General features: G+C 61.1%; 20 protein-coding genes and 2 pseudogenes. 20 read left to right on the top strand and 2 right to left on the bottom strand.

The window, feature by feature from the left end; genetic code table 11:
• Positions 1 to 32 precede the first annotated feature (32 nt).
• The 9 genes from CO660_RS10220 (at position 33) to lpxB (ending at position 9,744) form a co-directional block, all read left to right on the top strand.
• Positions 33 to 776 carry an isoprenyl transferase gene (locus CO660_RS10220; protein WP_097598597.1) on the top strand — a complete coding sequence of 248 codons (744 nt, stop codon included), beginning with the start codon at positions 33 to 35 and terminating at the stop codon, positions 774 to 776.
• A complete protein-coding gene (locus tag CO660_RS10215; protein WP_097598596.1) occupies positions 776 to 1,606 on the top strand; it encodes a phosphatidate cytidylyltransferase in 831 nt (276 codons plus the stop codon). The genes CO660_RS10220 and CO660_RS10215 overlap by 1 nt, the downstream gene beginning before the upstream one ends.
• Before the next feature lie 27 nt (positions 1,607 to 1,633).
• A complete protein-coding gene (rseP, locus tag CO660_RS10210) occupies positions 1,634 to 2,761 on the top strand; it encodes an RIP metalloprotease RseP (RefSeq protein WP_097598595.1) in 1,128 nt (375 codons plus the stop codon).
• 202 nt (positions 2,762 to 2,963) lie between these two features.
• On the top strand, positions 2,964 to 5,303 hold the full coding sequence (gene bamA, locus CO660_RS10205; RefSeq protein WP_085778051.1) for an outer membrane protein assembly factor BamA: 2,340 nt from the start codon (positions 2,964 to 2,966) through the stop codon (positions 5,301 to 5,303).
• A gap of 50 nt (positions 5,304 to 5,353) precedes the next feature.
• On the top strand, positions 5,354 to 6,418 hold the full coding sequence (gene lpxD / locus CO660_RS10200; protein ID WP_097598594.1) for a UDP-3-O-(3-hydroxymyristoyl)glucosamine N-acyltransferase: 1,065 nt from the start codon (positions 5,354 to 5,356) through the stop codon (positions 6,416 to 6,418).
• A complete protein-coding gene (fabZ, locus tag CO660_RS10195; protein ID WP_011425200.1) occupies positions 6,411 to 6,878 on the top strand; it encodes a 3-hydroxyacyl-ACP dehydratase FabZ in 468 nt (155 codons plus the stop codon). The genes lpxD and fabZ overlap by 8 nt, the downstream gene beginning before the upstream one ends.
• Positions 6,875 to 7,693: an acyl-ACP--UDP-N-acetylglucosamine O-acyltransferase gene (gene lpxA, locus CO660_RS10190; protein ID WP_085778053.1), complete on the top strand. Its 819-nt coding sequence runs from the start codon at positions 6,875 to 6,877 to the stop codon at positions 7,691 to 7,693. The genes fabZ and lpxA overlap by 4 nt, the downstream gene beginning before the upstream one ends.
• 3 nt (positions 7,694 to 7,696) lie before the next feature.
• Positions 7,697 to 8,578 carry an LpxI family protein gene (locus tag CO660_RS10185; protein ID WP_097598593.1) on the top strand — a complete coding sequence of 294 codons (882 nt, stop codon included), beginning with the start codon at positions 7,697 to 7,699 and terminating at the stop codon, positions 8,576 to 8,578.
• Positions 8,575 to 9,744: a lipid-A-disaccharide synthase gene (lpxB, locus tag CO660_RS10180; protein WP_097598592.1), complete on the top strand. Its 1,170-nt coding sequence runs from the start codon at positions 8,575 to 8,577 to the stop codon at positions 9,742 to 9,744. Before CO660_RS10185 ends, lpxB begins: the two co-directional genes overlap by 4 nt.
• A gap of 28 nt (positions 9,745 to 9,772) precedes the next feature.
• Here lpxB and gltA read toward each other — a convergent pair whose 3' ends face one another.
• Positions 9,773 to 11,062 (bottom strand): citrate synthase, encoded by a 1,290-nt coding sequence (gene gltA, locus CO660_RS10175; RefSeq protein WP_004678636.1) that lies wholly within the window; start codon positions 11,060 to 11,062, stop codon positions 9,773 to 9,775.
• A 289-nt stretch (positions 11,063 to 11,351) separates the two neighbouring features.
• Between gltA and CO660_RS10170 the strand changes: the two genes are divergently transcribed.
• Positions 11,352 to 13,784 carry a ComEC/Rec2 family competence protein gene (locus CO660_RS10170; protein ID WP_097598591.1) on the top strand — a complete coding sequence of 811 codons (2,433 nt, stop codon included), beginning with the start codon at positions 11,352 to 11,354 and terminating at the stop codon, positions 13,782 to 13,784.
• On the opposite strand, the gene lexA is transcribed toward CO660_RS10170, so the two are convergent.
• Positions 13,765 to 14,481, bottom strand: a complete 717-nt coding sequence (gene lexA, locus CO660_RS10165) for a transcriptional repressor LexA (protein WP_085780060.1) — start codon at positions 14,479 to 14,481, stop codon at positions 13,765 to 13,767. The genes CO660_RS10170 and lexA overlap by 20 nt on opposite strands.
• A 198-nt stretch (positions 14,482 to 14,679) precedes the next feature.
• Here lexA and CO660_RS10160 point away from each other — a divergent pair.
• The 10 genes and pseudogenes from CO660_RS10160 (at position 14,680) to lpdA (ending at position 24,616) form a co-directional block, all read left to right on the top strand.
• A pseudogene (locus CO660_RS10160) lies at positions 14,680 to 15,579 on the top strand (VOC family protein).
• The gene (gene kdsA / locus CO660_RS10155; RefSeq protein ID WP_097598590.1) at positions 15,576 to 16,421 is read left to right on the top strand and encodes a 3-deoxy-8-phosphooctulonate synthase; all 846 of its coding nucleotides are present in this window, start codon (positions 15,576 to 15,578) and stop codon (positions 16,419 to 16,421) included. The pseudogene CO660_RS10160 and the gene kdsA overlap by 4 nt, the downstream one beginning before the upstream one ends.
• A 141-nt stretch (positions 16,422 to 16,562) precedes the next feature.
• Positions 16,563 to 17,837 carry a phosphopyruvate hydratase gene (gene eno / locus CO660_RS10150; RefSeq protein ID WP_097598589.1) on the top strand — a complete coding sequence of 425 codons (1,275 nt, stop codon included), beginning with the start codon at positions 16,563 to 16,565 and terminating at the stop codon, positions 17,835 to 17,837.
• A 135-nt stretch (positions 17,838 to 17,972) separates the two neighbouring features.
• On the top strand, positions 17,973 to 18,293 hold the full coding sequence (locus CO660_RS10145) for a septum formation initiator family protein (protein ID WP_085778060.1): 321 nt from the start codon (positions 17,973 to 17,975) through the stop codon (positions 18,291 to 18,293).
• 145 nt (positions 18,294 to 18,438) lie between these two features.
• Positions 18,439 to 19,485: a pyruvate dehydrogenase (acetyl-transferring) E1 component subunit alpha gene (gene pdhA, locus CO660_RS10140; protein WP_011425209.1), complete on the top strand. Its 1,047-nt coding sequence runs from the start codon at positions 18,439 to 18,441 to the stop codon at positions 19,483 to 19,485.
• A gap of 15 nt (positions 19,486 to 19,500) precedes the next feature.
• A complete protein-coding gene (locus CO660_RS10135; protein WP_097598588.1) occupies positions 19,501 to 20,883 on the top strand; it encodes a pyruvate dehydrogenase complex E1 component subunit beta in 1,383 nt (460 codons plus the stop codon).
• Positions 20,884 to 20,898: 15 nt separating this feature from the next.
• Positions 20,899 to 22,263: a pyruvate dehydrogenase complex dihydrolipoamide acetyltransferase gene (locus tag CO660_RS10130; protein WP_097598587.1), complete on the top strand. Its 1,365-nt coding sequence runs from the start codon at positions 20,899 to 20,901 to the stop codon at positions 22,261 to 22,263.
• Positions 22,264 to 22,282: 19 nt separating this feature from the next.
• Positions 22,283 to 22,924: an SGNH/GDSL hydrolase family protein gene (locus CO660_RS10125; protein WP_064802314.1), complete on the top strand. Its 642-nt coding sequence runs from the start codon at positions 22,283 to 22,285 to the stop codon at positions 22,922 to 22,924.
• A gap of 2 nt (positions 22,925 to 22,926) precedes the next feature.
• A pseudogene (locus CO660_RS33775) lies at positions 22,927 to 23,154 on the top strand (GNAT family N-acetyltransferase); the annotation flags it as partial.
• A gap of 16 nt (positions 23,155 to 23,170) precedes the next feature.
• Positions 23,171 to 24,616 (top strand): dihydrolipoyl dehydrogenase, encoded by a 1,446-nt coding sequence (lpdA, locus tag CO660_RS10115; protein WP_097598586.1) that lies wholly within the window; start codon positions 23,171 to 23,173, stop codon positions 24,614 to 24,616.
• The last annotated feature ends 69 nt before the right edge of the window (positions 24,617 to 24,685 follow it).

Here is a 24,685-nt window from a genome sequence, read left to right as displayed (position 1 = left end):
CTGTGCCTTTGCCTGGAAAGACCGGACGGGAAATGTCGGAATCTGTATTTGTGACTGTGCCAGAGCATGTTGCCATCATCATGGACGGCAATGGCCGTTGGGCCAAGCAGCGCGGCTTGCCGCGCACGATGGGCCATCGCAAGGGCGTAGAGGCGGTACGCGAGACAGTCCGCGCCGCCGGCGCGGCCGGCATAAAATATCTCACCCTCTTCGCCTTCTCCTCGGAGAACTGGCGCCGGCCCGAGGCCGAGGTTTCCGATCTGCTCGGTCTGCTCAAGGCTTTCATTCGTCGCGACCTGGCCGAGCTTCATCGCCAGAATGTGCGCATCAAGGTTATCGGCGACCGCCACAGCCTGCGCAGCGACATTCTCAGCCTGCTGCTTGAGGCGGAGGAGACCACCAGGGACAACACGGCGCTGACGCTGGTCATCGCCTTTAATTACGGCTCGCGCGATGAAATTTCTCGCGCCGTCGTGAGTCTGGCGAGGGACGTCGAGTCCGGCCACCTGCGGGCACAGGACATCACTCCCGCACTGATCAACGGACGCCTCGACACGGCCGGCATCCCGGATCCGGATCTCATCATCCGCACCAGCGGCGAGGAACGGCTTTCCAACTTTCTGCTTTGGCAGGCCGCCTATTCCGAATTCATCTTCGTCCCGGAATATTGGCCCGATTTCAGCCCGGAGATTTTCCGCTCGGCGCTGGAAAAATTCGCCTCCCGTGACCGGCGCTTCGGCGGCCTGTCATCGCAGGCAGCCGCGGTCGGCACCTGATGCAGAGGGAATTGAAGCTCCGCATCGTTTCAGGATTGATTCTGGCGGTCAGCGTTCTTGTCGCCACCTGGTATGGCGGCGCTGCCTTTCGCACCCTGGCTGTGGTGATCGGCCTGCTGATCTACTATGAATGGTCTAAGATAACCGGCATTGCGCGTGATTGGGTCGCCAATGTGGTCGGCTGGATCGGCGAAGCGGCGGTCGCCTTCCTCGTGCTTGTCGGAAATTTCGAATTCGCCGCCGGCATGCTGGCCGGCGTCACGGCCGTCGGCATCGCCCTGATCATCCTGCACGGCACGAGCCGGTGGCTCCCGGTCGGCCTCTTCTATGCCGGCGCCACCGGCCTGGCGCTCGCCGCAATCAGAAGCAACGACCAGCCCGGTCTTTACGCCATGCTTTTCGTCTTTGCCGTCGTCTGGGCGACCGATATCCTCGCCTATTTCGTCGGCAGGGCGCTCCGCGGACCGAAGCTTGCCCCGTCGATCTCGCCGGGAAAGACATGGTCTGGTGCAATCGGCGGCGCCGTTTCTGCGGTCGCAGCCGGCGTTCTTCTCTCCCATTTCCTCGTTCCGGGCGCCGAAGTCGCCGCCGCCGGCGTGGCGCTCGTCCTGTCGATTTGCAGCCAGTCGGGCGATCTTTTCGAATCCTTCATTAAGCGCAAATTCGGCGTCAAGGATTCGAGCCATCTCATCCCGGGCCATGGCGGCGTCATGGACCGCGTCGACGGACTGATTTTCGCCTGTTTTGCGGCGTTCTTGCTTGCTGTATCATTTTCACAGATAAAGGGAGCTGGCATGGCGTCGCTCGGAGCGGCATTGTTCGGCCTCTGATGACGCGGCAGCCCGACGGAAGGAACCATGGACGTGATGACCGGCATATACGCATTTGTGATGGGGAACATCGTCACCTTCATCCTGGTGCTCTCGCTGCTCGTCTTCGTGCATGAGATGGGCCATTACCTTGTCGGGCGCTGGAGCGGCATTCGTATTCTTGCCTTTTCGGTCGGCTTTGGTCCCGAACTATTCGGCTTCACCGACCGCCATGGAACCCGCTGGAAGATCTCCGTAATCCCGCTTGGCGGTTACGTCCGCTTCTTCGGCGACGAGGATGCGTCGAGCAAACCGGACAGCGACAAGCTTGCCGCCATGTCCGAAGAGGAGAGGGCGCGCTCCTTCGCCGGAGCCAAGCTGTGGAAACGTGCCGCGACCGTCGCAGCCGGTCCGATCGCCAATTTTCTGCTGGCGATCGCCATCTTTGCTGTTCTCTTCACCGTCTATGGCCGCATGATCGCCGACCCGGTCGTTGCCGAGGTCAAGCCGGAGAGCTCGGCGGCCGCCGCCGGTATCCTTCCCGGCGACCTCCTGGTTGCCATCGATGGCGGCAAGGTCGAGACGTTTGAAGATGTGCGCCGCTATGTCGGCATGCGCCCCGGCCAAAGGATTGTCGTCACAGTCGAGCGCGGCGGCCAGAAGCTCGATGTGCCGATGGTGCCGCAGCGCGTCGAACAGACCGATCAGTTCGGCAACAAGATGGAAGTCGGTCAGATCGGCATCGCCACCGACAAGAGCTCCGGCAATTTCCGGCTGCAGACCTACACGCCGCTCCAGGCGCTGCGTGAGGGCGTAATCGCCAGCGGGCAAATTGTCACGGACACCTTCAAATATATCGGCAACATCTTCAGCGGATCGATGCGGGCCGATCAACTGGGCGGGCCGATCCGTGTGGCGCAGGCTACCGGCCAGATGGCGAAGCTTGGCGTAGGGGCAGTGTTGCAGCTTGCTGCGGTGCTGTCGGTTTCGATAGGATTGCTTAACCTGATGCCGGTTCCGGTACTTGATGGGGGCCACCTGATGTTCTATGCGGTGGAGGCGGTCAGAGGAAAACCGCTGGGTGCCAAGGCCCAGGAAATTGCATTTCGTATAGGCCTGGCAATGATATTGACATTGATGGTTTTCACGACCTGGAACGACATCACCCTGAGCTGAGGGTAAACGCGTAAGGCAAGGGAATTACTATTTATTTACGATGTTTCAAGGCTGTAGTGGCGAATGGGTCACGCTTGGAAATGAAGTAAACAGAAATTAACGCCCTCCCTTGCTTGTATGTCAAAAGCGGGTAAAACGACACACGTGACCGGAATCGGGTTCTCCCGGGGACGGGGACGAGGGAAAAAAGGTAATAGGTGAAATGAAGGCTGGTTCAAAGTTTTTGAACGCAGTATCGGCGGTTGCGCTGTCTGCTAGTGTTGTTGCTTCGGGCGCAGGTGCTTTGACGTTCGTTTCCGCTACGGCCGCCGAGGCCGCGGTCATCCAGCGCATCGATGTGCGTGGCGCAAGCCGCGTCGGCGCGGAAGCCGTCAGGTCGAACCTCACCATCACGCCCGGCAAGAGTTTCTCGAACACTGATATCGATAACTCAGTCAAACAGCTTTACGGCACGGGCTACTTCTCCGATGTGAAGATTTCGGTTTCCGGCAGCACGCTCGTCGTCAATGTCCAGGAAGCTCAGCTCGTCAATCAGGTCGTCTTCAACGGCAACCGCAAGATCAAGGACGACAAGCTCGCGACGATCGTCCAGACGCATGCTGCCGGTCCTTACAGCGACACGCAGATTCAGTCCGACATCCAGGCGATCAAGGATGCCTATGCCGCCACCGGCCGCAGCGAAGTCGAGGTGACGACGCAAGTGGTGCCGCTGGGCGAAGGCCGCGTCAACCTTGCTTTCGTCATCAACGAAGGTGACCGCACCAAGATCGATGCGATCAATTTCGTCGGCAACAACGCCTATAGCGCCGGCCGCCTTGCTGCCGTCATCCAGACCAAGCGTTCGAACTTCCTTTCGTTCCTGACCCGCAAGGACGTGTACAACGAAGACAAGCTCCACGCCGACGAAGAAGCGCTGCGCCAGTTCTATTACAATCGCGGCTATGCCGACATGCGCATCGTCTCTTCTGATGCCAGCTTTGACGAGGCAACCAACAAATACACGCTCACCTTCAACATCGAAGAAGGCCAGCGCTACAATTTTGGTCCGGTGACCGTGCAGTCGACCGTTGAAGGCGTCGGCTCGGATCAGCTGCTGCCGTTGGTGCGCACGAAAGAAGGCCACCTCTACAGCGCCAAGGAAGTTCAGAAGTCGATCGAAGCGATTTCCGATCAGGTGGCCTCCGCCGGTTACCCCTTTGCGCGCGTCACGCCGCGCGGTAACCGCGACCTCAACAACAATACGATCGGCGTCGAGTATCTCGTCGACCAGGGCGAGCGCGCCTATGTCGAGCGCATCGAGATCCGCGGCAACAGCCGTACGCGCGACTATGTCATCCGCCGCGAATTCGACATGAGCGAAGGCGACGCCTTCAATCAGCAGATGATCACCAAGGCCAAGCGTCGTCTGGAGGCGCTCGGTTACTTCTCTTCCGTCAATATCTCCACGCAGCCGGGCAGCTCCCCGGACCGTGTCGTGGTGGTGGTCGACGTGCAGGATCAGTCGACCGGTTCGTTTGGTGTCGGCGCGGGTTATGCCGCCGGCGGTGACGGTCTGCTGCTCGAAGCATCGATCGAAGAAAAGAACTTCCTTGGCCGCGGTCAGTACATCCGCATCTCGGCCGGTGGTGGCCAGGAAGGCTCGCGCGCCTACGGCGTCAGCTTCACCGAACCCTATTTCCTCGGCTACCGCCTGGCGGCGGGCTTCGACGTCAACCACAGCGAAACGTCGAGCAACGACAATTACGACTACGAGGAAACCAGCGTCGTTCTGCGCGTCACGGCGCCGATCACCGAAGATCTGGCGACCACCTTCCGCTATAACTACAAGCAGATGAAGTACGACGCTGACAACAGCGATCTTTCCGATCTGTCCGCTCCGTATCAGCACCTGGTTGAGGACAGCCCGTGGACACGTTCTTCCGTCTCGCAGACGCTGACCTACAACACGCTCGATGACACGGTTCTGCCGCGCGAAGGCATCTACGCTACGGCGACCCAGGAAATTGCCGGCCTCGGGGGCGACTCGCAGTTCTACAAGATCTACGGCAAGGCCCGTTACTACCACCTGCTCGCCGACGATGCCGATATCATCGGTTCGGTTTCGGCTTCGGCGGGTTATGTCGTCGGCTTCGGTGAGCACCTGAACGTCTTCGACCAGTTCACGCTGACAAATGGCGACATTCGCGGTTTCGAGAACAAGGGTATCGGCCCTCGCGTTGCCGGCAACAACGACGATCCGCTGGGCGGTACAACATACTTCACCGCATCGGCTGAAGCGACTTTCCCCATGCCGGGCTTCCCGCGCGACTTCAACCTGCGCGGCGCGGTCTTCGCCGACGCCGGCACCTTGTTCGGCAACGACGTCGACCTGAGGGGCGACGGCATTGAGGGCGAAGACGCCTCGCTGCGCGCTTCCGTCGGTGTCGGTGTCGTTTGGCAGTCTCCTTTCGGTGCATTGCGTCTGGATTACGCAATCCCGGTCCTCAAGGAAGACTTCGACAAGACGCAAAACTTCAAGTTTGGCATTAACAACCAATTCTGATATCGGCAGTCCGGAACTGTAACACTCAATTCCGTTCTGGAGCATTGCCGATGGAGCAAAACGTTTTTTTTCTGCCCCATGAAGGTCTGAGGCTCGCTGAGCTGGCAGAGTTTCTTGGGGCGGAACTTGCCAATTCCGATCATGCCAATGTTATCGTCAAGTCCGTCGCGCCCATCAGCCGGGCGCGGGCGGGCGATGTCTGCTATATCCTGTCGCGCCGCAATCGCGAGGAGTTTGCGACATGCGAGGCCTCGGCGGTAATCTGCGACAAGGCGCTTGCCGATCTCGTTCCTCCGCATCTCCCGGTTATCTTCTCGTCCAATCCGCATGCTGCCTTCGCAATGGCGGGAGGCTTGTTCTATCCCGCAGCATTGCGTCCTGTCGCTCTTTCGGGTGAAAGCGAGATTGCGCCGAGCGCGGTGATTGATCCGAGCGCCAAACTTGAAAAGGGCGTGATCGTCGAACCGCTGGCCGTTATCGGTCCGCATGCCGAGATCGGGGCGGGAACGCGCATCGGCGCGAATAGCGTCATCGGTCCGAATGTCAAGATCGGGCGGGATTGTTCGATTGCGGCTGGAGCGAGCATTCTCTGTGCGCTGATCGGCAATGGCGTCATCATCCACAACGGCGTTCGGATCGGCCAGGACGGTTTTGGTTATGCACCGGGTCCGCGCGGCATGATCAAGATCGTTCAGATCGGCCGGGTGATCATCCAGGACAATGTCGAGATCGGCGCCAACACGACCATCGACCGCGGTGCCATGGACGACACGGTGATCGGCGAGGGAACCAAGATCGACAATCAGGTCCAGATCGGCCACAACGTCCAGATCGGCCGCCATTGCGCCATCGTTTCGCAGGTCGGCATCGCCGGCAGCACGAAAATCGGCAATGGCGTGCAGATCGGCGGCCAAGCGGGAATCAAAGGACATGTGACGATCGGCGATGGCGTGCAGATCGCTGCCAAAAGCGGTATCATGACCGACCTTGCCGCGGGCGGACAATATGGCGGTGTACCTGCACGTCCGCTAAAAGACTATCTGAGAGAGGCAGCGCAACAGGTATCGAAATCCAAGTTGCGCGGGAGGAACCCTGGAGGCAAGCAAAATGACTGAGGAAGCCACGACGACGCTTTCTTCGGCTGATATTACCGAGATCATGAAGCTGCTGCCGCATCGCTATCCCTTTCTCATGGTCGACAAGATCATCGAGATCGACGGCGACAACACGGCGATCGGCATTAAGAACGTCACTGTGAACGAACCACATTTCACCGGCCATTTTCCGGAAGCGCCGATTATGCCCGGGGTTTTGCTGATCGAGGGCATGGCGCAGACGGCGGGTGCCATCTGCGCCAAGAAAGAAGGTCAGACCGGCAACCTCGTCTACTTCATGACCATCGAGAATGCGCGCTTCCGCAAGCCGGTCGTGCCCGGCGACCGCGTCGAATTCCATGTCAAGAAGAACAAGCAACGCGGCAATATCTGGAAATTCCATTGCGACGCCAAGGTCGACGGCGCACTTGTCGCCGAAGCTGACATCGGCGCGATGATCGTTCGTAAGGATCAGGCATGAGCAATATCGCCGAAAGCGCCCGTATTCATCCGATGGCTGTCGTCGAAGACGGGGCTACGATCGGTGAGGGCGTCAAAATCGGTCCTTTCTGCCATGTCGGACCGCATGTCGTCCTGCATGCGAATGTCGAGCTCTTGGCGCATGCGATCGTCACCGGCCGCACCGTTATCGGCAAGGGCACACGCATCTTCCCAATGGCCGTCGTCGGCGGTGATCCGCAGAGCGTGCACCACGGCGGCGAGGAAACGACGCTGACGGTCGGTGCAAATTGCACAATCCGCGAAGGTGTCACGATGAACACCGGCACGGCCGATTTCGGCGGTGAGACGATCGTTGGTGACAACAACCTTTTCCTTGCCAACTCCCACGTCGCGCATGACTGCCGGGTCGGCAACCATGTGATCATGTCGAACAACGTCATGCTCGCCGGACATGTCGTTATCGAGGATCGCGTTATCCTGGGCGGCGGCTCGGCGGTTCACCAGTTCACCCGCGTCGGCCGCCACGCCTTCGTCGGCGGCCTGTCGGCGGTGAGTTACGATGTCATTCCCTATGGCATGCTGAACGGTAATCCCGGTCTGCTGGGCGGCCTCAACGTCGTCGGCATGACACGGGCCGGCATCGACCGCGCCGTCATCCACCGGGTGCGCCGGGCCTACAAGGCGATTTTCGAAGGAACGGGCTCCGTGCGCGAAAACGCCGCCGCGATCCGCGAGGAATATGCCGATTGCGAACAGGTTGTGCAGATCCTCGACTTCATTGCTGCCGAGAGCGACCGCGCCCTGTCCTCCCCGACGCGGGGGCAGAAGGGCTAGTCCGTGGCTTTAACAGGCGACACCGCTGCGGGCCGGCTGGCGATCATTGCCGGCGGTGGCCTTCTGCCTTCCTATGTCGCCGAAGCCGCGCGCGCGGCAGGCGAAGATCCCGTAATCATCGCGCTGAAGGACGAGAGCGAGCCACGCTGGGAAGGCTATGATCACGCCGTTGTCGGCATCGGCGATTTCGCCGCCCTTGAGGGTCTCTTCATCCGATACGGCATCGGACGTGTTGTGATGTCGGGGAGCGTGCGCCGCCGGCCGGAATGGCGCGAGGTCCGCCCGACGTTCCGCATTCTGATGAAGGTCCCGGCCGCCATTCGCACACTGCTCTCCGGCGGCGACGATACAGTTCTGCAGATGGTGATCCGGTTGATCGAGGGGAACGGCCGGCGTGTCGTCGGCGCCCACGAGATCGCCCCCGACCTGCTCGTTTCCGTTGGCCCGCTTGGCGCCGCCGCGCCCGGCAAGGAAGACTGGCACGATATCAGCCAGGCCGCCGATGCCGCCGAGACGCTTGGCCGGCTGGATGTCGGGCAGGGCGCAGTCAGCATCGGCGGGCGCGTCGTCGCGCTGGAAGGACTTGAGGGCACAGATGAGATGCTGGACCGTGTCGCCGGCCTCAGGGCCGCCGGACGGATCTCGCCGCGCCGCCGCGGCGTGCTCGTCAAGCTCTGCAAGCCGCAACAGGATATTCGCGCCGACCTGCCGGCGATCGGCGTTGCGACAATCCTGAACGCTGCGAAAGCCGGTCTTGCCGGCATCGCAATCGAAGCCGGTCGCTCACTGGTGCTTGATCGGGCCGCGGTCATCAGCGCCGCCGACGAGGCTGGGTTGTTCGTCTGCGGCATCGATCGCGGTCTGCCGTCATGGGGAGTCGAATGAACTGGGCGCCGCTGAAGATCGCCGTCATTGCCGGTGAAGTGTCGGGCGATCTGCTCGGGGCCGATCTCATCGCGGCGCTCAAGCGGATTCACAGCGGACCGGTGGAGCTTGTCGGCGTTGGCGGCGAGGGGCTGCAGGCGGAAGGTTTGAAATCCCTGTTCGATTTTTCCGAGCTGTCGATCATGGGCATCACCCAGGTGCTGAGCCGGCTGCCTAGGCTGTTTGCCCTGATCCGTCGCACCACGGCTGAGATCGTCGCTGCAAAGCCGGATATCCTTCTCATTATCGACAGTCCCGATTTCACCCATCGCGTCGCCAAGCGCGTGCGCACCGCGTTACCCGATCTGCCTGTTGTCAATTATGTCTGTCCGAGCGTCTGGGCCTGGAAGGAATATCGCGCCACGCGCATGCTCCGCTATGTCGATCACGTGCTTGCCGTCCTGCCCTTTGAACCGGCAGCCATGCAGCGCCTCAATGGGCCGGCGACGACATATGTCGGGCATCGTCTGGTCGCCGACCCAGCGCTGCTGGAGACACGTCGCCTGCGCGTGGGAAGGCAGCCAGGCAACGGCCCGATCCTGCTCCTTCCCGGCTCGCGCTCCTCCGAGATCCAGAAGCTTCTGCCTTATTTCGAGGTCGCCACGAATGAAATCGTCGCCCGTAATGGGCCGACACGCTTCATTCTGCCGACCATAATGCACAGGCAAGCGCTCGTCCGCGAAATGACGGCGGGCTGGGCGGTAAAGCCGGAGATCGTCGTCGGCGCGCAAGCAAAGTGGAAAGCCTTTGCCGAGGCCGATGCAGCCATGGCGGCGTCTGGAACCGTTATTCTCGAACTCGCACTTGCCGACGTTCCCGTCGTCTCCGCCTATAAGGTCGACTGGATCATGCGCATGCTGACATCGGGCATCAAGACCTGGACCGGCGCGCTGCCGAATCTGATCGCCGATTACCCGGTCGTGCCGGAATATCTGAACGATGTCGTCCGCGGCGCAAGCCTTGCACGCTGGATGGAAAGGCTGTCGGCCGATACCTATCAGCTGAAGGCCATGAAGGAAGGCTACGAGCTCATCTGGCAGCGCATGCAGACGGAAAAGCCGCCCGGCGAACAGGCCGCCGAAATCCTTCTCGACGTTTTGGAAAAGAAAAAACCCGGCCATTCCTGACCGGGTTTCTTTTTGAGCTCTGAAGCGATCAGCGCTTCGAAACCGGGATGTAGTCGCGCTTGGGTTCGCCGACATAGAGCTGGCGCGGACGGCCGATGCGCTGTTCTGGATCCTCGATCATCTCGTTCCACTGCGCGATCCAGCCGACGGTGCGGGCAAGGGCGAAGAGCACTGTGAACATGGTGGTGGGGAAGCCCAGCGCCTTCAGCGTGATGCCGGAGTAGAAGTCGATGTTTGGATAGAGCTTCTTCTCGATGAAATATTCGTCGGTGAGCGCGATGCGCTCCAGCTCCATCGCCACTTCCAGCAACGGATCGTCCTTGATACCGAGTTCGCCGAGCACTTCATGCGTCGTCTTCTGCATGATCTTGGCACGCGGATCGTAGTTCTTGTAGACGCGGTGACCGAAGCCCATCAGGCGGAACGGATCGTTCTTGTCCTTGGCGCGGGCGATATATTCCGGAATGTGGTCGACCGTGCCGATTTCCGTCAGCATATTGAGCGCTGCTTCGTTGGCGCCGCCGTGCGCGGGGCCCCATAGGCAGGCGATGCCGGCGGCGATGCAGGCGAACGGGTTGGCGCCCGATGAACCGGCGAGACGGACGGTCGAGGTCGAGGCGTTCTGTTCGTGATCGGCATGCAGGATGAAGATGCGGTCCATCGCGCGGGCAAGCACCGGATTGACCACATATTCCTCGCAGGGGACGGCAAAGCACATGCGCAGGAAGTTCGACGCATAGTCGAGGTCGTTCTTCGGGTAAACGAAGGGCTGACCGATATGGTATTTATATGCCATGGCGGCAAGCGTCGGCATCTTGGCGATCATGCGCAGGCTGGCGACCATGCGCTGGTGCGGATCGGTGATGTCTGTGGAGTCGTGATAGAAGGCCGACAGTGCGCCGACGCAGCCGCACATGACGGCCATCGGATGTGCATCGCGGCGGAAGCCGGTGAAGAAGCGGCTCATCTGCTCATGCACCATCGTGTGGTGCGTGACGCGATAGTCGAAGTCCTTCTTCTGCGCGGCCGTCGGCAGTTCGCCGTAGAGCAGGAGGTAGCAGACCTCGAGGAAGTCGCCGTGCTCGGCCAGCTGCTCGATCGGATAGCCGCGGTGCAGCAGCACACCTTCGTCACCGTCGATATAGGTGATTTTCGATTCACAGGATGCGGTCGAGGTGAAGCCCGGATCGTAAGTGAAGGAAGCGGTGTTCTTGTAGAGGGCACCGATGTCGATGACGCTCGGGCCGATCGTGCCGCTTTTAACGGCGAGGTCAACCGATTTGTCACCGATTTTTATTGTAGCGCTTTGATCCGTCATGCTGTCCTCCGAAATGTCGGTGGCGCCACAAAAGCGCCATAGGGGTTAAGCGTCCTTTCCGATAGCTATATGATCGTGACGCTAATGCCAAGTTACCGTGATGGCATTTTGTGCATTGCGGCATCACCTTTTAGGCACTGCAGCGATGAGCCGCACGCATAGCGGAAGCCGATGATTCGACTGGCCTTTTGCCGCTTACGATTTTCCCTCGTATTTCAATCGATTATCCTTGCCGGATTTGCTTGAAGGTTGCATTCTTGGGGCCTGGCGGGGTGATCTTGGGCGGGGCATGCAGGAAACGATGACAGCCGAATTGCGGCCGCAAGCGGGCGTCGGTCTTGCCGATCCGCCAGATTTTCCTGCGCCTGCGGTGGTGACTCAATCGGCAAGGACGCAGTCGCAGACCCCATTGCATCGTCGGCTGCTGGCCACCGCCGGGCAATCGCTCCGTGCCGGGGCCTGCATGCTTGGCGAAGAGGCCGATCATGGACGCCTGCTGCTGTTCTCGCCGGTCTTCCTCGGAGCCGGCTCGGCCTTCTGGTTTCTTGCGGCATCGGATTTTCCCCTCGTTGCATCGCTGCTCTGCCTGCTGGTGTCGGCGGCCGCGGTTTTCCTCACCGATCCCAGCCGGCCGGCCTTGCGCGCAAGTTTCATGACGCTGGCACTTTTCGCCGGCGGCATGCTCTCAGCTCAGTTCGAGAGCTGGCGGGCTTCAACGGTGATCCTCGATTCATCCGTGACGACGACGGTGACTGGCCGCGTCGAACGGCGGGAAGGCGACGGGCGCGGGCGCTGGCGCTACATTCTTGCCGTCGCCGGCACCGAGGCGCCGGAGCTGAAACGGCCGCCGAGACGCATCACCGCGATCGTCCGGGGCGCCGATGCGCCTTTCGAGATCGGCGACGTCATCACCGGCAAGGCACGTCTGACGCCGCCGGCAGGCCCCGCACTTCCCGCGCTCAACGACTTTTCCTTCGGTGCCTATTTCGACGGCATCGGCGCCAACGGTTTCTTCTATGGTGCGCCGGAGAAACTCGACTTGGAGGCAGGCCCGCAGGCGGCCAGGTCGACGGCGGACGCCCTGCTCGAATGGCTCTACCAGCTGCGCAGCAGCATCGGCGACCGCATAAGATCGATCCTGCCCGGTGATACCGGCGCCTTTGCCGCTGCCCTGGTGACGGATGAACGGCGCGCCATATCGCACGTGACGACAGAGGCGCTGCGCCAGTCCGGCCTTGCCCATATCGTCGCGATCTCGGGCCTCAACATGGCGCTGTCGGCTGGCATCTTCTTCGTCGGCTTCCGGATGCTGCTCAGCCTCTTTCCCGGCATCGCCCAAGCCTATCCGACAAAGAAGATCGCCGCTGCCGGCGCGCTCATCGCCGTCACCGCCTATTACCTGATCTCCGGTTTCGGGGTTTCGGCCGAGCGCGCCTTTATCATGATGGCCATCATGCTGATTGCCGTCTTCTTCGACCGGCCGTCGATTAGCCTGCGCAATGTCGTTCTCTCCGCGCTCATCATCATCGCCATTTCACCTTCGGAAGTATTGGGCCCGAGCTTTCAAATGTCCTTTGCCGCCACATTGGCCTTGGTATCGGGCTATCAGTTGTGGAAGGACAGGCGTGTCCGCGAAAACGCTTTTCTGAAACTGCCGATCATCAGGCCGGTGGTTGCCGTCGCCGGTTTCTTCGGCGGCGTCTTCCTGACCTCGCTGATCGGCGGCTTTTCCACCGCATTGTTTTCGATCGAGCATTTTCATCGCCTGACGGCTTACGGCCTGCCGGCAAACCTTGCGACGATGCCGATTATCTCCTTCATCGTCATGCCGGCCGGATTGTTGGCGATGTTGCTCATGCCTTTCGGTCTGGACGCTCCGCTCTGGAAGGTCGTCGGATTCGGCCTCGATCTGGTGATTGCGGTTGCCAAGACGGTGTCCGGCTGGGGCGGTGATATCGGCATCGGCCGCTTGCCCGGCTGGTATTTCGCAGTGGCGGTGGCAGGCTTTCTGCTGCTGACGCTGCTGCGCACTCGGCTGCGCCATGTCGGCACATCGATCATCGCCATCTCGACGCTCATCGTGCTGCTTCTGCCGGTTCCCCGGCCGCCGGATCTGGTGATTTCGGAGGATGGCAGTCTGGTTGCGGTCGTCGCGGCTGAGGCAATAGCTTCCAACCGTGAAAACCCGCCGGATTTCATATTCGACCAGTGGCAGAGAGCGCTGGTGCTGCCGACACATGATCCGCCGAAGATGCTGGATGGTCCGGCCATCCCGCCGGAAGGAGAAGGCCGCCGTGTCAGGCTTTCCCGCGATCAGCAGAACGAAGCGAGTGCGGCGATGCGGGCAGCCGCAGCAGGCGGTGAAGCAAACCGTTTTTCCTGCGTCAAGAAGGCTTGGTGCACATCAAGACTTGGCAATGGCCATATCGTCACCGTTATCGACAATGCCGCCTATCTCGGCCCGGCCTGCGATACGGCCGATATCGTCGTGACCTCGGTCCGTCTGCGTTTCAACAGCTGCCGTTCAGGTGGCACGCTTTTCACCGGCGAGACGCTGCGTAGGACCGGCTCGCTCGAATTGCGTTTCGCCGATGCCGGCCTGGAGGTCACCACCGCCTTCGATGCCTTGTCGCGACCATGGATGCGCCATCGCGCCTATGATTGGCGCAATGATCGTTTTACCGATTCCAGCCCATCCGGCGTCAGTGATAGCGACGGATGAGGCCGACGAGCTTGCCCTGCACCTTGACGCGGTCGGGCCCGAAGATGCGGGTCTCATAAGCCGGGTTGGCGGCCTCGAGCGCGATCGAGGCGCCCTTGCGGCGGAAACGCTTCAGCGTTGCTTCCTCGTCATCGACGAGGGCAACGACGATATCGCCGGGACTGGCGGTACTGCCGTTGCGAATGATCACGGTGTCGCCGTCGAAGATGCCGGCGTCGATCATCGAATCGCCTTTAACCTCCAGCGCATAGTGCTCACCGGAGCCGAGCATATCTGAAGGAACGACTATATCGTGGGTGTTGTTCTGGATCGCCGAGATCGGAACGCCGGCGGCGATACGTCCCATGACCGGCACGGAGACGGAGTTGCCATTGTCGGCGACCGGCTTTGGCGCAGCGGGGGCGGCGACCGGCTGGGGCTTACCGAGGCTGCCCTCGATGACGCTCGGCGAAAAACCGCGACGCTGAAGACTGGGGTTATAGGCCTCCGGAAGCTTGATCACCTCGAGCGCCCGGGCGCGGTTCGGTAGGCGGCGAATGAAGCCGCGTTCCTCAAGCGCCGTGATCAGGCGGTGAATGCCGGATTTCGAGGCGAGATCCAGGGCATCCTTCATTTCGTCGAAAGAGGGAGGAACGCCGGATTCCTTCATGCGCTCATGGATGAAAAGGAGAAGCTCCTGTTGTTTGCGCGTGAGCATCGACGTTAGACCCCGTGATTGAAACAAATCCAGAACGGACACTATATGTTCCATATGTGTTCCGCAAGTAGCTAAATTTCCGTAAAAGTTCACGTCAACTCGCTGAGATTTTTATTTTCATTTGCCGGATTGGCGCACATGTCTTGCATTGAGGGAGGTGCTGTCGCACATCTCTTTCCGGTTTCAGGAGGGATATTCATGAACGCGCATTCCGCCAGGTCGCACCCGCTGGATCATGTCGTGCTGCCCGTGGTCAATATCGATCTGGCGCGTGAGAGGCTCGGCAAGCTCGGTTTCACCGTCGCCGCCGATGCGCGCCATCCCTTCGGAACGGAGAATGCCTGCGTCTTTTTCGCCGACAAGACCTATCTGGAGCCGCTTGGCGTGGCGAGTGTCGACGAGAGCGAAGCAGCGGCCCGCCAGGGCAACGTCTTCATCGCCCGCAATCGCGCCTTCCGTTTCCGCTGCGGCGAGGAGGGACTTTCTGCGCTGGCCTTCCTCAGCGAGGATGCCGACCTCGATCATAAGCGCTTCGTCAGCAACGGCGCGAGCGCCGGTGAGATGTTGCAGTTCAGCCGGCCGATGCGGATGCCGGACGGTTCGGAGAGCGTCGGCAGCTTTAAGCTGGCCTTTGCAGCTGATTTGCGCGCCCCCGATTTCTTTCTCTTTACTTGCCAGCGCATCACTTCGTTCCCTACAGATCGCGCCGCGCTGGAGAGACACGCCAATGGCGTGATCGGCATTGCCGAGATCGCACTTTGTGCACCGGACCCGGCGGCATTCGCCGCCTTCGTCGGGCTCGCGATTGGGCAGGCGGCGGTGGAGAAAACCGGTTTCGGCATGAATATCGCGGCATCAAATGCAAAGATCAGCTTGATGACGGCCGGAAGGGCTGGAGGCCTATTTCGAGACCGCTGTCTCATCAGCCGATCGCGGCCTGCGGGGGCGGGCAATCCTCTTCACCGTCATCGATCTTGCCGTGACAGAAGCGCATTTGGGTGCTAACGGGATCACATTCACACGCGCAAGAACAATCGCATTCTGGTGAAGCCCACGCCCGGGCAGGGTGCGCTCTTCGCCTTCGAGGAAACACGATGAGCACCGACACGAATTCCGAAGTCAGGATCGGCGAAGGCGAAGGCCAGGTCACTTTTTCCAATACTGGCCGCTTGTCGCTGATCGCCGGTCCATGCCAAATGGAGAGCCGGGATCACGCCTTCATGGTCGCCGGCACGCTGAAGGAGCTTTGCGGCAAGCTCGGCATTGGCCTCGTCTACAAGAGCTCCTTCGACAAGGCGAACCGTACCTCGCTCTCGGCTGAACGCGGCATCGGCCTGGAAAAGGGCATGGAGGTCTTTGCCGACCTCAAGAAGGAATTCGGCTTTCCCGTCATAACCGACGTCCATACGGCCGAGCAATGCGCCGAGGTGGCCAAGGTGGTCGATGTTCTGCAGATCCCGGCCTTCCTCTGCCGTCAGACGGACCTTCTGATCGCCGCCGCCAGAACCGGCCGCGCCGTCAATGTCAAGAAGGGCCAGTTCCTCGCCCCTTGGGATATGAAGAACGTTCTGAAGAAGCTCAACGCCAGCGGCAATCTGAATGTGCTCTTGTGCGAGCGCGGTGCCTCCTTCGGCTACAATACGCTGGTTTCCGACATGCGTTCGCTGCCGATCATGGCGGCGATGGGAGCTCCCGTCATTTTTGACGCCACCCATTCCGTGGCGCAGCCGGGCGGGCAGGGCGATTCCTCCGGCGGCCAGCGCGAGTTCGTGGAAACGCTGGCGCGCGCGGCAGTGGCGACGGGAATTGCCGGCGTCTTCGTCGAAACCCATCAGGATCCCGACAACGCACCGTCCGACGGGCCGAACATGGTCTATCTCAAGGACATGCCGCGACTGCTTGAGAAGCTGCTTGCCTTCGATGCGATCGCCAAGGCCTAACGTTCAACAGGCTGACATGATCGTGGTTTAGGCCACGATGCGATACCCGCTCGAAGGCGGGAAATTGCGCCATTGTAATTTGCACGCCTTCGATTATGACAGGCTTCGAACGACTTATCACCCACCGAGCAGGAAGAACCCATGACTGCAATCACCGATATCATCGCCCGCGAGATCCTCGATAGCCGTGGCAACCCCACCGTCGAAGTCGACGTCTATCTCGAAGACGGCAGCATGGGCCGCGCGGCCGTTCCCTCGGGCGCCTCGACGGGCGCACATGAGGCGGTCGAGCTGCGCGACGGCGGCAAGCGCTATCTCGGCAAGGGCGTCGAAAAGGCGGTCGAGGCCGCCAACACCGAGATCTTCGACGCGATCGGCGGCATCGACGCCGAAAATCAGATCCAGATCGACAACATCATGATCGAGCTCGATGGCACGCCGAACAAGTCGCGCCTCGGCGCCAACGCCATCCTCGGCGTCTCGCTCGCCGTCGCCAAGGCTGCGGCCCAGGCATCCGGCCTGCCGCTTTACCGTTACGTCGGCGGCGCTTCCGCCAGCCTCCTGCCGGTGCCTATGATGAACATCATCAACGGCGGCGCTCATGCCGACAACCCGATCGACTTCCAGGAATTCATGATCCTGCCGGTCGGCGCCGATTCGATCGCCGACGCCGTGCGCATGGGTTCGGAAGTCTTCCATACGCTCCGCAAGGAGCTTGCCGCGCAGGGCCACAACACCAATGTCGGTGACGAAGGCGGCTTCGCTCCCGGCCTGAAGAGTGCGCCCGAAGCCCTCGACTTCATCATGAAGTCGATCGAGAAAGCCGGCTACAAGCCGGGCGACGACATGTGCCTCGGCCTCGACTGCGCCTCGACGGAATTCTTCAAGGACGGCAAGTATGTTCTGGAGGGCGAAGGCCGCACGCTCGAGTCGGGCGCCATGGCCGAATATCTGGCCGAGCTCGCCGGCAAATACCCGATCATCTCGATCGAAGACGGCATGGCCGAAGACGACTGGGAGGGCTGGAAGGCGCTGACCGATCTGATCGGCAAGAAGACTCAGCTCGTCGGCGACGATCTCTTCGTCACCAACTCGGCCCGCCTTCGCGACGGCATCCGCATGGGCGTCGCCAACTCGATCCTCGTCAAGGTCAACCAGATCGGCTCTCTGACGGAAACGCTTGATGCCGTTAACACGGCGCATAAGGCAGCCTATACCGCCGTCATGTCGCACCGCTCCGGAGAAACGGAAGATTCGACCATTGCCGATCTCGCAGTTGCCACCAACTGCGGCCAGATCAAGACCGGCTCACTGTCGCGTTCTGACCGTCTCGCCAAGTACAATCAGCTGATCCGCATCGAGGAGGGCCTAGGCCCCCAGGCCCAATATGCCGGCCGCTCGATCATCAAAGGCTGATCCGATCTGATTTGCAATGCTCGACCCGCGCCTCACCGGCGCGGGTTTTTTCTTGCCGGCGGTTACGGTCAATGAACGGTTAATCTCTGCGCGTTATGCTGAACGAATTGGTAATGCGTTCAAGAGCATGCGTGTATGTGGACAAAGCATCATAAGAAGAGAAAGCTCGGCCGCTTCGTCATCCCGGCTATGACGGTCGCCTTCCTTTCCTATTTCGGTTATCATTGCATCCATGGCGATTATGGCCTGCGGGCGACGGAGACGTTCGAGCGTCAGCGCGTCGCGCGCGAAAGAGAGCTTGCCGTCCTGAAGGCGAAGCGCGAACATCTGGAAAGCCAGGTGGCGCTGCTGAGTGACGGCTCGCTCGACAAGGACATGCTGGACGAAAAGGCGCGATATCAGCTGAATATGTCGCGTGCGGACGAGATCGTCATATTCAAACATTATTCCAATTAACCGGAATTAGGTTAATTGGAATTTCTGATTTATTTGCAATAACTTAGCGTCGAATACGAGCCATGCAATTATGGCATTGCTGTGGTCATATTTCTTCCCTATGGTACGCGCCACCGAGAAACGACAAACCCATAGGGAGGGTTGAATGGCGCCGCGAAAGACCGCGACCGTTTCCAGCCGCAAAACTGCAGCAAAACCAGCAGCCAAAGCATCGAATGGAGGCCCAGTAGCCGACTTCGATCGGGATGAGGAACTCAAGGCCTATCGCGAGATGCTACTGATCCGCCGCTTCGAGGAGAAGGCCGGTCAGCTTTACGGCATGGGCTTCATCGGCGGCTTTTGCCATCTCTATATCGGTCAGGAAGCTGTCGTGGTCGGCATGCAGATGGCGCAGAAGGAAGGCGATCAGGTCATCACCGCCTATCGCGACCACGGCCACATGCTGGCAACCGGCATGGAGGCGCGCGGGGTCATGGCGGAACTGACCGGGCGCCGTAGCGGCTATTCCCATGGGAAGGGCGGCTCGATGCACATGTTCTCGAAAGAGAAGCATTTCTACGGCGGTCACGGCATCGTCGGCGCCCAGGTTTCGCTCGGAACCGGCCTTGCCTTTGCAAACCACTACCGCGGCAACGGCAATGTCGCCATCGCCTATTTCGGCGACGGCGCTGCCAACCAGGGCCAGGTCTACGAGAGCTTCAACATGGCGGCTCTCTGGAAGCTGCCGATCGTCTATATCGTCGAAAATAACCGCTACGCCATGGGCACCTCGACCGCCCGTGCCACCGCTCAGTCGAATTACTCGCTACGCGGCTCCGGCTTCGGCATTCCCGGCATTCAGGTCGACGGCATGGACGTCCGCGCCGTCAAGGCGGCGGCCGACGAGGCGCTCGAACATTGCCGCTCCGGCAAGGGCCCGATCATTCTCGAAATGCTGACCTATCGTTATCGCGGCCACTCCATGTCCGATCCGGCGAAATATCGCACAAAGGAAGAAGTGCAGAAGATGCGCTCCGAACAGGACCCGATCGAGCAGGTAAAGGCACGCCTCATCGAAAAGGGCTGGGCTTCCGAAGACGATCTGAAGGCGATCGACAAGGATGTTCGCGACATCGTCGCCGACAGCGCCGACTTCGCACAGGCCGATCCGGAGCCGGATGCATCCGAGCTCTACACCGACATTCTGCTCTAATCGGGGAGGGAACCCATGCCTATCGATATCCTCATGCCCGCCCTCTCTCCGACGATGGAAGAAGGCACGCTGTCCAAATGGCTGAAGCAGGAAGGTGACAAGGTCACTTCTGGCGACGTCATCGCCGAAATCGAAACCGACAAGGCGACGATGGAAGTCGAAGCGGTCGACGAAGGCGTCATCGGCAAGCTGCTGGTCGACGCCGGCACCGAAGGCGTCAAGGTCAATACCAAGATCGCCGTGCTGCTGCAAGATGGCGAATCCGCTTCGGATATATCAGCTGCCAAGCCGGCCGCAGCCGCTCCGCAGGTGGCTCAGGAAGAGAAGCCGACCAACACCGGTTCTGCTTCCGCGCCGCTTCCGGCCGAGCCGAAAGCCGTCGTTCCGAACGATCCGGAAATCCCCGCCGGCACCGAAATGGTGTCGATGACCGTGCGCGAAGCGCTGCGCGACGCCATGGCCGAAGAAATGCGCGCCAGCGACGACGTCTTCGTCATGGGTGAGGAAGTCGCCGAATATCAGGGCGCCTACAAGGTCACGCAGGGCCTGCTGCAGGAATTCGGCCCCCGCCGCGTCATCGATACGCCGATCACCGAGCACGGCTTTGCCGGCGTCGGCGTCGGTGCCGCCATGGCCGGCCTCCGCCCGATCGTCGAATTCATGACCTTCAATTTCGCCATGCAGGCGATCGACCACATCATCAACTCGGCCGCCAAGACGCTATATATGTCCGGCGGCCAGATGGGCGCTCCGATCGTCTTCCGCGGCCCGAACGGTGCCGCCGCCCGCGTCGGCGCCCAGCACAGCCAGGACTATGCCGCCTGGTACAGCGCCATCCCCGGCCTGAAGGTCGTCATGCCGTACACGGCATCCGACGCAAAGGGTCTGCTGAAGGCGGCGATTCGCGATCCCAACCCGATCATCTTCCTCGAAAACGAAATTCTCTACGGCCAGCACTTCGACGTGCCGAAGCTCGATAATTTCGTCCTGCCGATCGGCAAGGCGCGGATCCATCGCCAGGGCAAAGACGTCACCGTCGTCTCCTTCGGCATCGGCATGACCTATGCGACGAAGGCGGCCGCCGAACTCGAACAGCTCGGCATTGACGTTGAACTGATCGACCTTCGCACCATCCGCCCGATGGATCTGCCGACGGTTATCGAATCTGTGAAGAAAACCGGCCGCCTCGTCACCGTCGAGGAAGGTTATCCGCAATCCTCCGTCGGCACCGAAATCGCCACCCGCGTCATGCAGCAGGCCTTCGACTATCTCGATGCGCCGATCCTGACGATCGCAGGCAAGGACGTTCCGATGCCTTACGCCGCCAATCTCGAAAAGCTGGCGCTTCCGAACGTCGGCGAAGTCGTCGATGCGGTGAAGGCTGTTTGCTACAAATAAGGGGAGGGTATTTCGATGCCGATCAATATCACGATGCCCGCCCTCTCTCCGACCATGGAAGAAGGCAATCTTTCCAAGTGGCTGGTCAAGGAAGGCGACACGGTCAAATCTGGCGATGTGATCGCCGAGATCGAGACCGACAAGGCGACGATGGAAGTCGAAGCCGTCGATGAAGGCACGGTCGCCAAGCTGGTCGTCCCGGCCGGCACCGAAGGCGTTAAGGTCAATGCGCTGATCGCCGTTCTCGCCGCCGATGGCGAAGATGTCGCCGCTGCCGCAAGTGGTGCAGGTTCCGCCGCTCCGGCCAAGGCTGAGGCCGCACCTGCGCCGAAGGCCGACGCTGCGCCGGCGAAGGCTGAGGCAGCTCCGGCCACGGCACCGGCGCCTGCCGCAGCACCCGCGGCCGCTTTATCAGGTGGCAACCGCACCTTCTCTTCGCCGCTCGCCCGCCGTCTCGCTAAGGAAGCCGGGATCGATCTTTCCAATGTCGCAGGCTCCGGCCCGCATGGTCGCGTCATCAAGAGCGATGTCGAAGCTGCCGTTGCCGGTGGTGGCGCCAAGGCTGCTGCCGCTCCCGCCGCTGCTGCTTCCGTTCCGCAGGCTGCCGCCGCTCCGGCCCCAGCCGCTGCAGCGCCGAAGGGCGCTTCCGAGGAGGCCGTCCTCAAGCTGTTCGAGCCGGGTTCCTACGAACTCGTGCCGCATGACGGCATGCGCAAGACGATCGCCCGGCGGCTGGTCGAATCCAAGCAGACGATCCCGCATTTCTACGTCAGCGTCGATTGCGAGCTCGACGCCCTGATGGCGCTGCGCGCCCAGCTGAACGATGCGGCGCCGCGCAAGGACAACGCTCCGGCCTACAAGCTCTCGGTCAACGACATGGTCATCAAGGCCATGTCGCTGGCGCTGCGCGACGTTCCGGACGCCAATGTGTCGTGGACCGACAATAACATGATCAAGCACAAGCACGCCGACCTCGGCGTCGCCGTGTCGATCCCGGGCGGCCTGATCACGCCGATCATTCGCAAGGCCGAGCAGAAGACGCTGTCTGTCATCTCCAACGAGATGCGCGATCTCGGCAAGCGGGCCAAGGACCGCAAGCTGAAGCCCGAGGAATATCAGGGCGGCACCAGTTCGGTGTCGAACATGGGCATGATGGGCGTGAAGAACTTCGCCGCCGTCGTCAACCCGCCGCATGCGACGATCCTCGCGGTCGGCGCCGGCGAGCAGCGGGTTGTCGTCAAGAACGGCGAAATGGCGATCGCCACCGTGATGTCGGTGACGCTGTCGACCGACCATCGCTGCGTCGACGGCGCGCTCGGCGCCGAGCTGCTCCAGGCCTTCAAGGGCTATATCGAAAACCCGATGGGCTTGCTTGTCTGATAGCGAAGCGGAGGCGGAAATGACCAAGACCGTTCTTTGCTATGGTGACTCGCTGACCTGGGGTCATGACCCTGAGACAATCGGCCGTCATGAGTACAAGAACCGTTGGCCGAGCGTGCTTCAGGCGGCGCTCGGCAGCGAGGCGCGTGTTATCGCCGAAGGGCTGAACGGTCGCACCACCGCTTTCGACGACCACCTCGCCGATTGCGACCGCAACGGTGCGCGCGTCCTGCCGACGATCCTGCAGACGCATGCGCCGCTCGACCTCGTCATCCTGCTGCTCGGCACCAACGACATGAAGCCCGTTGTGGCTGGCTCCGCCTTTGCCGCCTGCCAGGGCATCAGCCGGCTTGTGCGACTGATCCGCAATCACGCCTGGCCCTTTGAATTCGACGGGCCGGAGATCCTGATCGTAGCGCCGCCGGCGATCTGCGCGACCGGCAATGTGCCCTTCGCCGCATCCTTTCCCGGCGGCATCGAGGAATCGGCGAAGCTCGCAACGCTCTATCGCGACCTTGCCGACGAGCTTGGTTGTGGCTTTTTCGATGGCAATTCCGTCGCCAAGACCACGCCGATCGACGGAATTCACCTCGATGCGGAAAACACGCGGGCGCTCGGGCGCGGGCTGGAATCGATCGTGCGGATGATGCTGGGGATCTGAAAAACTGGTTCACCGGCAGTCTCGGCGCGTTTATCGCCATATGCGCGGCATCGGCCTCGGACGCAGGCTGCTGGACATCCGAAGGGCTGGTCGCCGCAAGCGATAATGAGGCGGCTTTGTCGCTTATGTAAGAAACGGATTCTCGGAGGGCTGCCCGCGCTGATGCCGTGCCGCTCTTCGAAAACAGCAATAGGCACGCGTGGGTGCTCATGACCCGCAGCGCAGCATAGCAAAGGCAGGAAACACATGGCTGAATCCTACGACGTCATCATCATCGGCTCCGGTCCCGGCGGCTATGTCGCCGCCATTCGCGCGGCCCAGCTCGGGCTTAAGACGGCGATAGTCGAGCGCGAACATATGGGCGGCATCTGCCTGAACTGGGGCTGCATACCGACGAAGGCGCTGTTGCGTTCGGCCGAGGTGCTCGATCACGCCAATCACTTCAAGGATTTCGGCCTGGTTCTTGAAGGCACGGTCAAGCCGGATGCCAAGGCCGTCGTCGGCCGCTCGCGCGCTGTTTCCGCCCGTCTCAACGCCGGCGTCGGTTTCCTGATGAAGAAGAACAAGATCGACATCATCTGGGGCGAGGCGAAGCTTTCGAAGCCTGGTGAAATCGTCGTCGGCAAGTCGTCGAAGCCGGTAGTCGAGCCGCAGCACCCGCTGCCAAAGAATGTCAAGGGCGAAGGCACCTATACCGCCAAGCACATCATCATCGCGACCGGCGCCCGTCCGCGCGCGCTGCCCGGCATCGAGCCCGACGGCAAGCTGATCTGGACCTATTTCGAGGCGCTGAAGCCGGATGTGCTGCCGAAGTCGCTGATCGTCATGGGCTCGGGTGCGATCGGCATCGAATTCGCAAGCTTCTATCGCTCGATGGGCGTCGACGTCACGGTGGTGGAAGTGATGCCGACCATCATGCCGGTCGAGGATGCCGAAATCACCGCCATCGCCCGCAAGCAGCTGGAAAAGCGCGGCCTCAAGATCTTCACCAGCGCCAAGGTGACCAAGGTCGAGAAGGCGGCAAACAGCATCACCGCCCATGTCGAGACTGCAGACGGCAAGGTCCAGCAGATCACCGCCGACCGGATGATTTCGGCTGTCGGCGTTCAGGGCAATATTGAAAACCTCGGCCTGGAGGCGCTCGGCATCAAGACCGACCGCGGCTGCGTCGTCGCCGACGGTTACGGCCAGACCAATGTGGCGGGTATCTATGCGATCGGTGATGTCGCCGGCCCGCCGATGCTGGCCCACAAGGCCGAGCATGAGGGCGTCGTCTGCGTCGAAAAAATCGCCGGCCTGCCGAATGTTCATCCCACCGACAAGGGCAAGGTGCCGGGCTGCACCTATTGCAATCCGCAGGTCGCCTCCGTCGGATTTACGGAAGCCAAGGCCAAGGAGCTGGGCCGCGATATCCGCGTCGGTCGCTTCTCCTTCGCGGCGAACGGCAAGGCGATCGCTCTCGGCGAAGACCAGGGCATGGTCAAGGTGATCTTCGACAAGAAGACCGGCGAACTGCTCGGCGCCCACATGGTTGGCGCCGAAGTCACCGAGCTCATCCAGGGCTTCGTCGTCGCGATGAACCTCGAAACGACCGAGGAAGAACTGATGCATACCATCTTCCCTCATCCGACCGTATCCGAGACGATGAAGGAAGCGGTGCTCGATGCTTACGGTCGTGTACTGAACGCTTGAGAATTTTTGGGCGCTGCCCCTTTTCCGGAGTGGAAAGCCACTCCGGTCGGGTGGAAAAGGCGAAAGGAA

Source organism: Rhizobium sp. L9 (assembly GCF_002531885.1).
In the GTDB taxonomy this organism is placed as follows: Bacteria; Pseudomonadota; Alphaproteobacteria; order Rhizobiales; family Rhizobiaceae; genus Rhizobium.
Note: the sequence above shows the minus strand (reverse complement) of the source record. Positions and strands in the feature narration are given on the sequence as shown.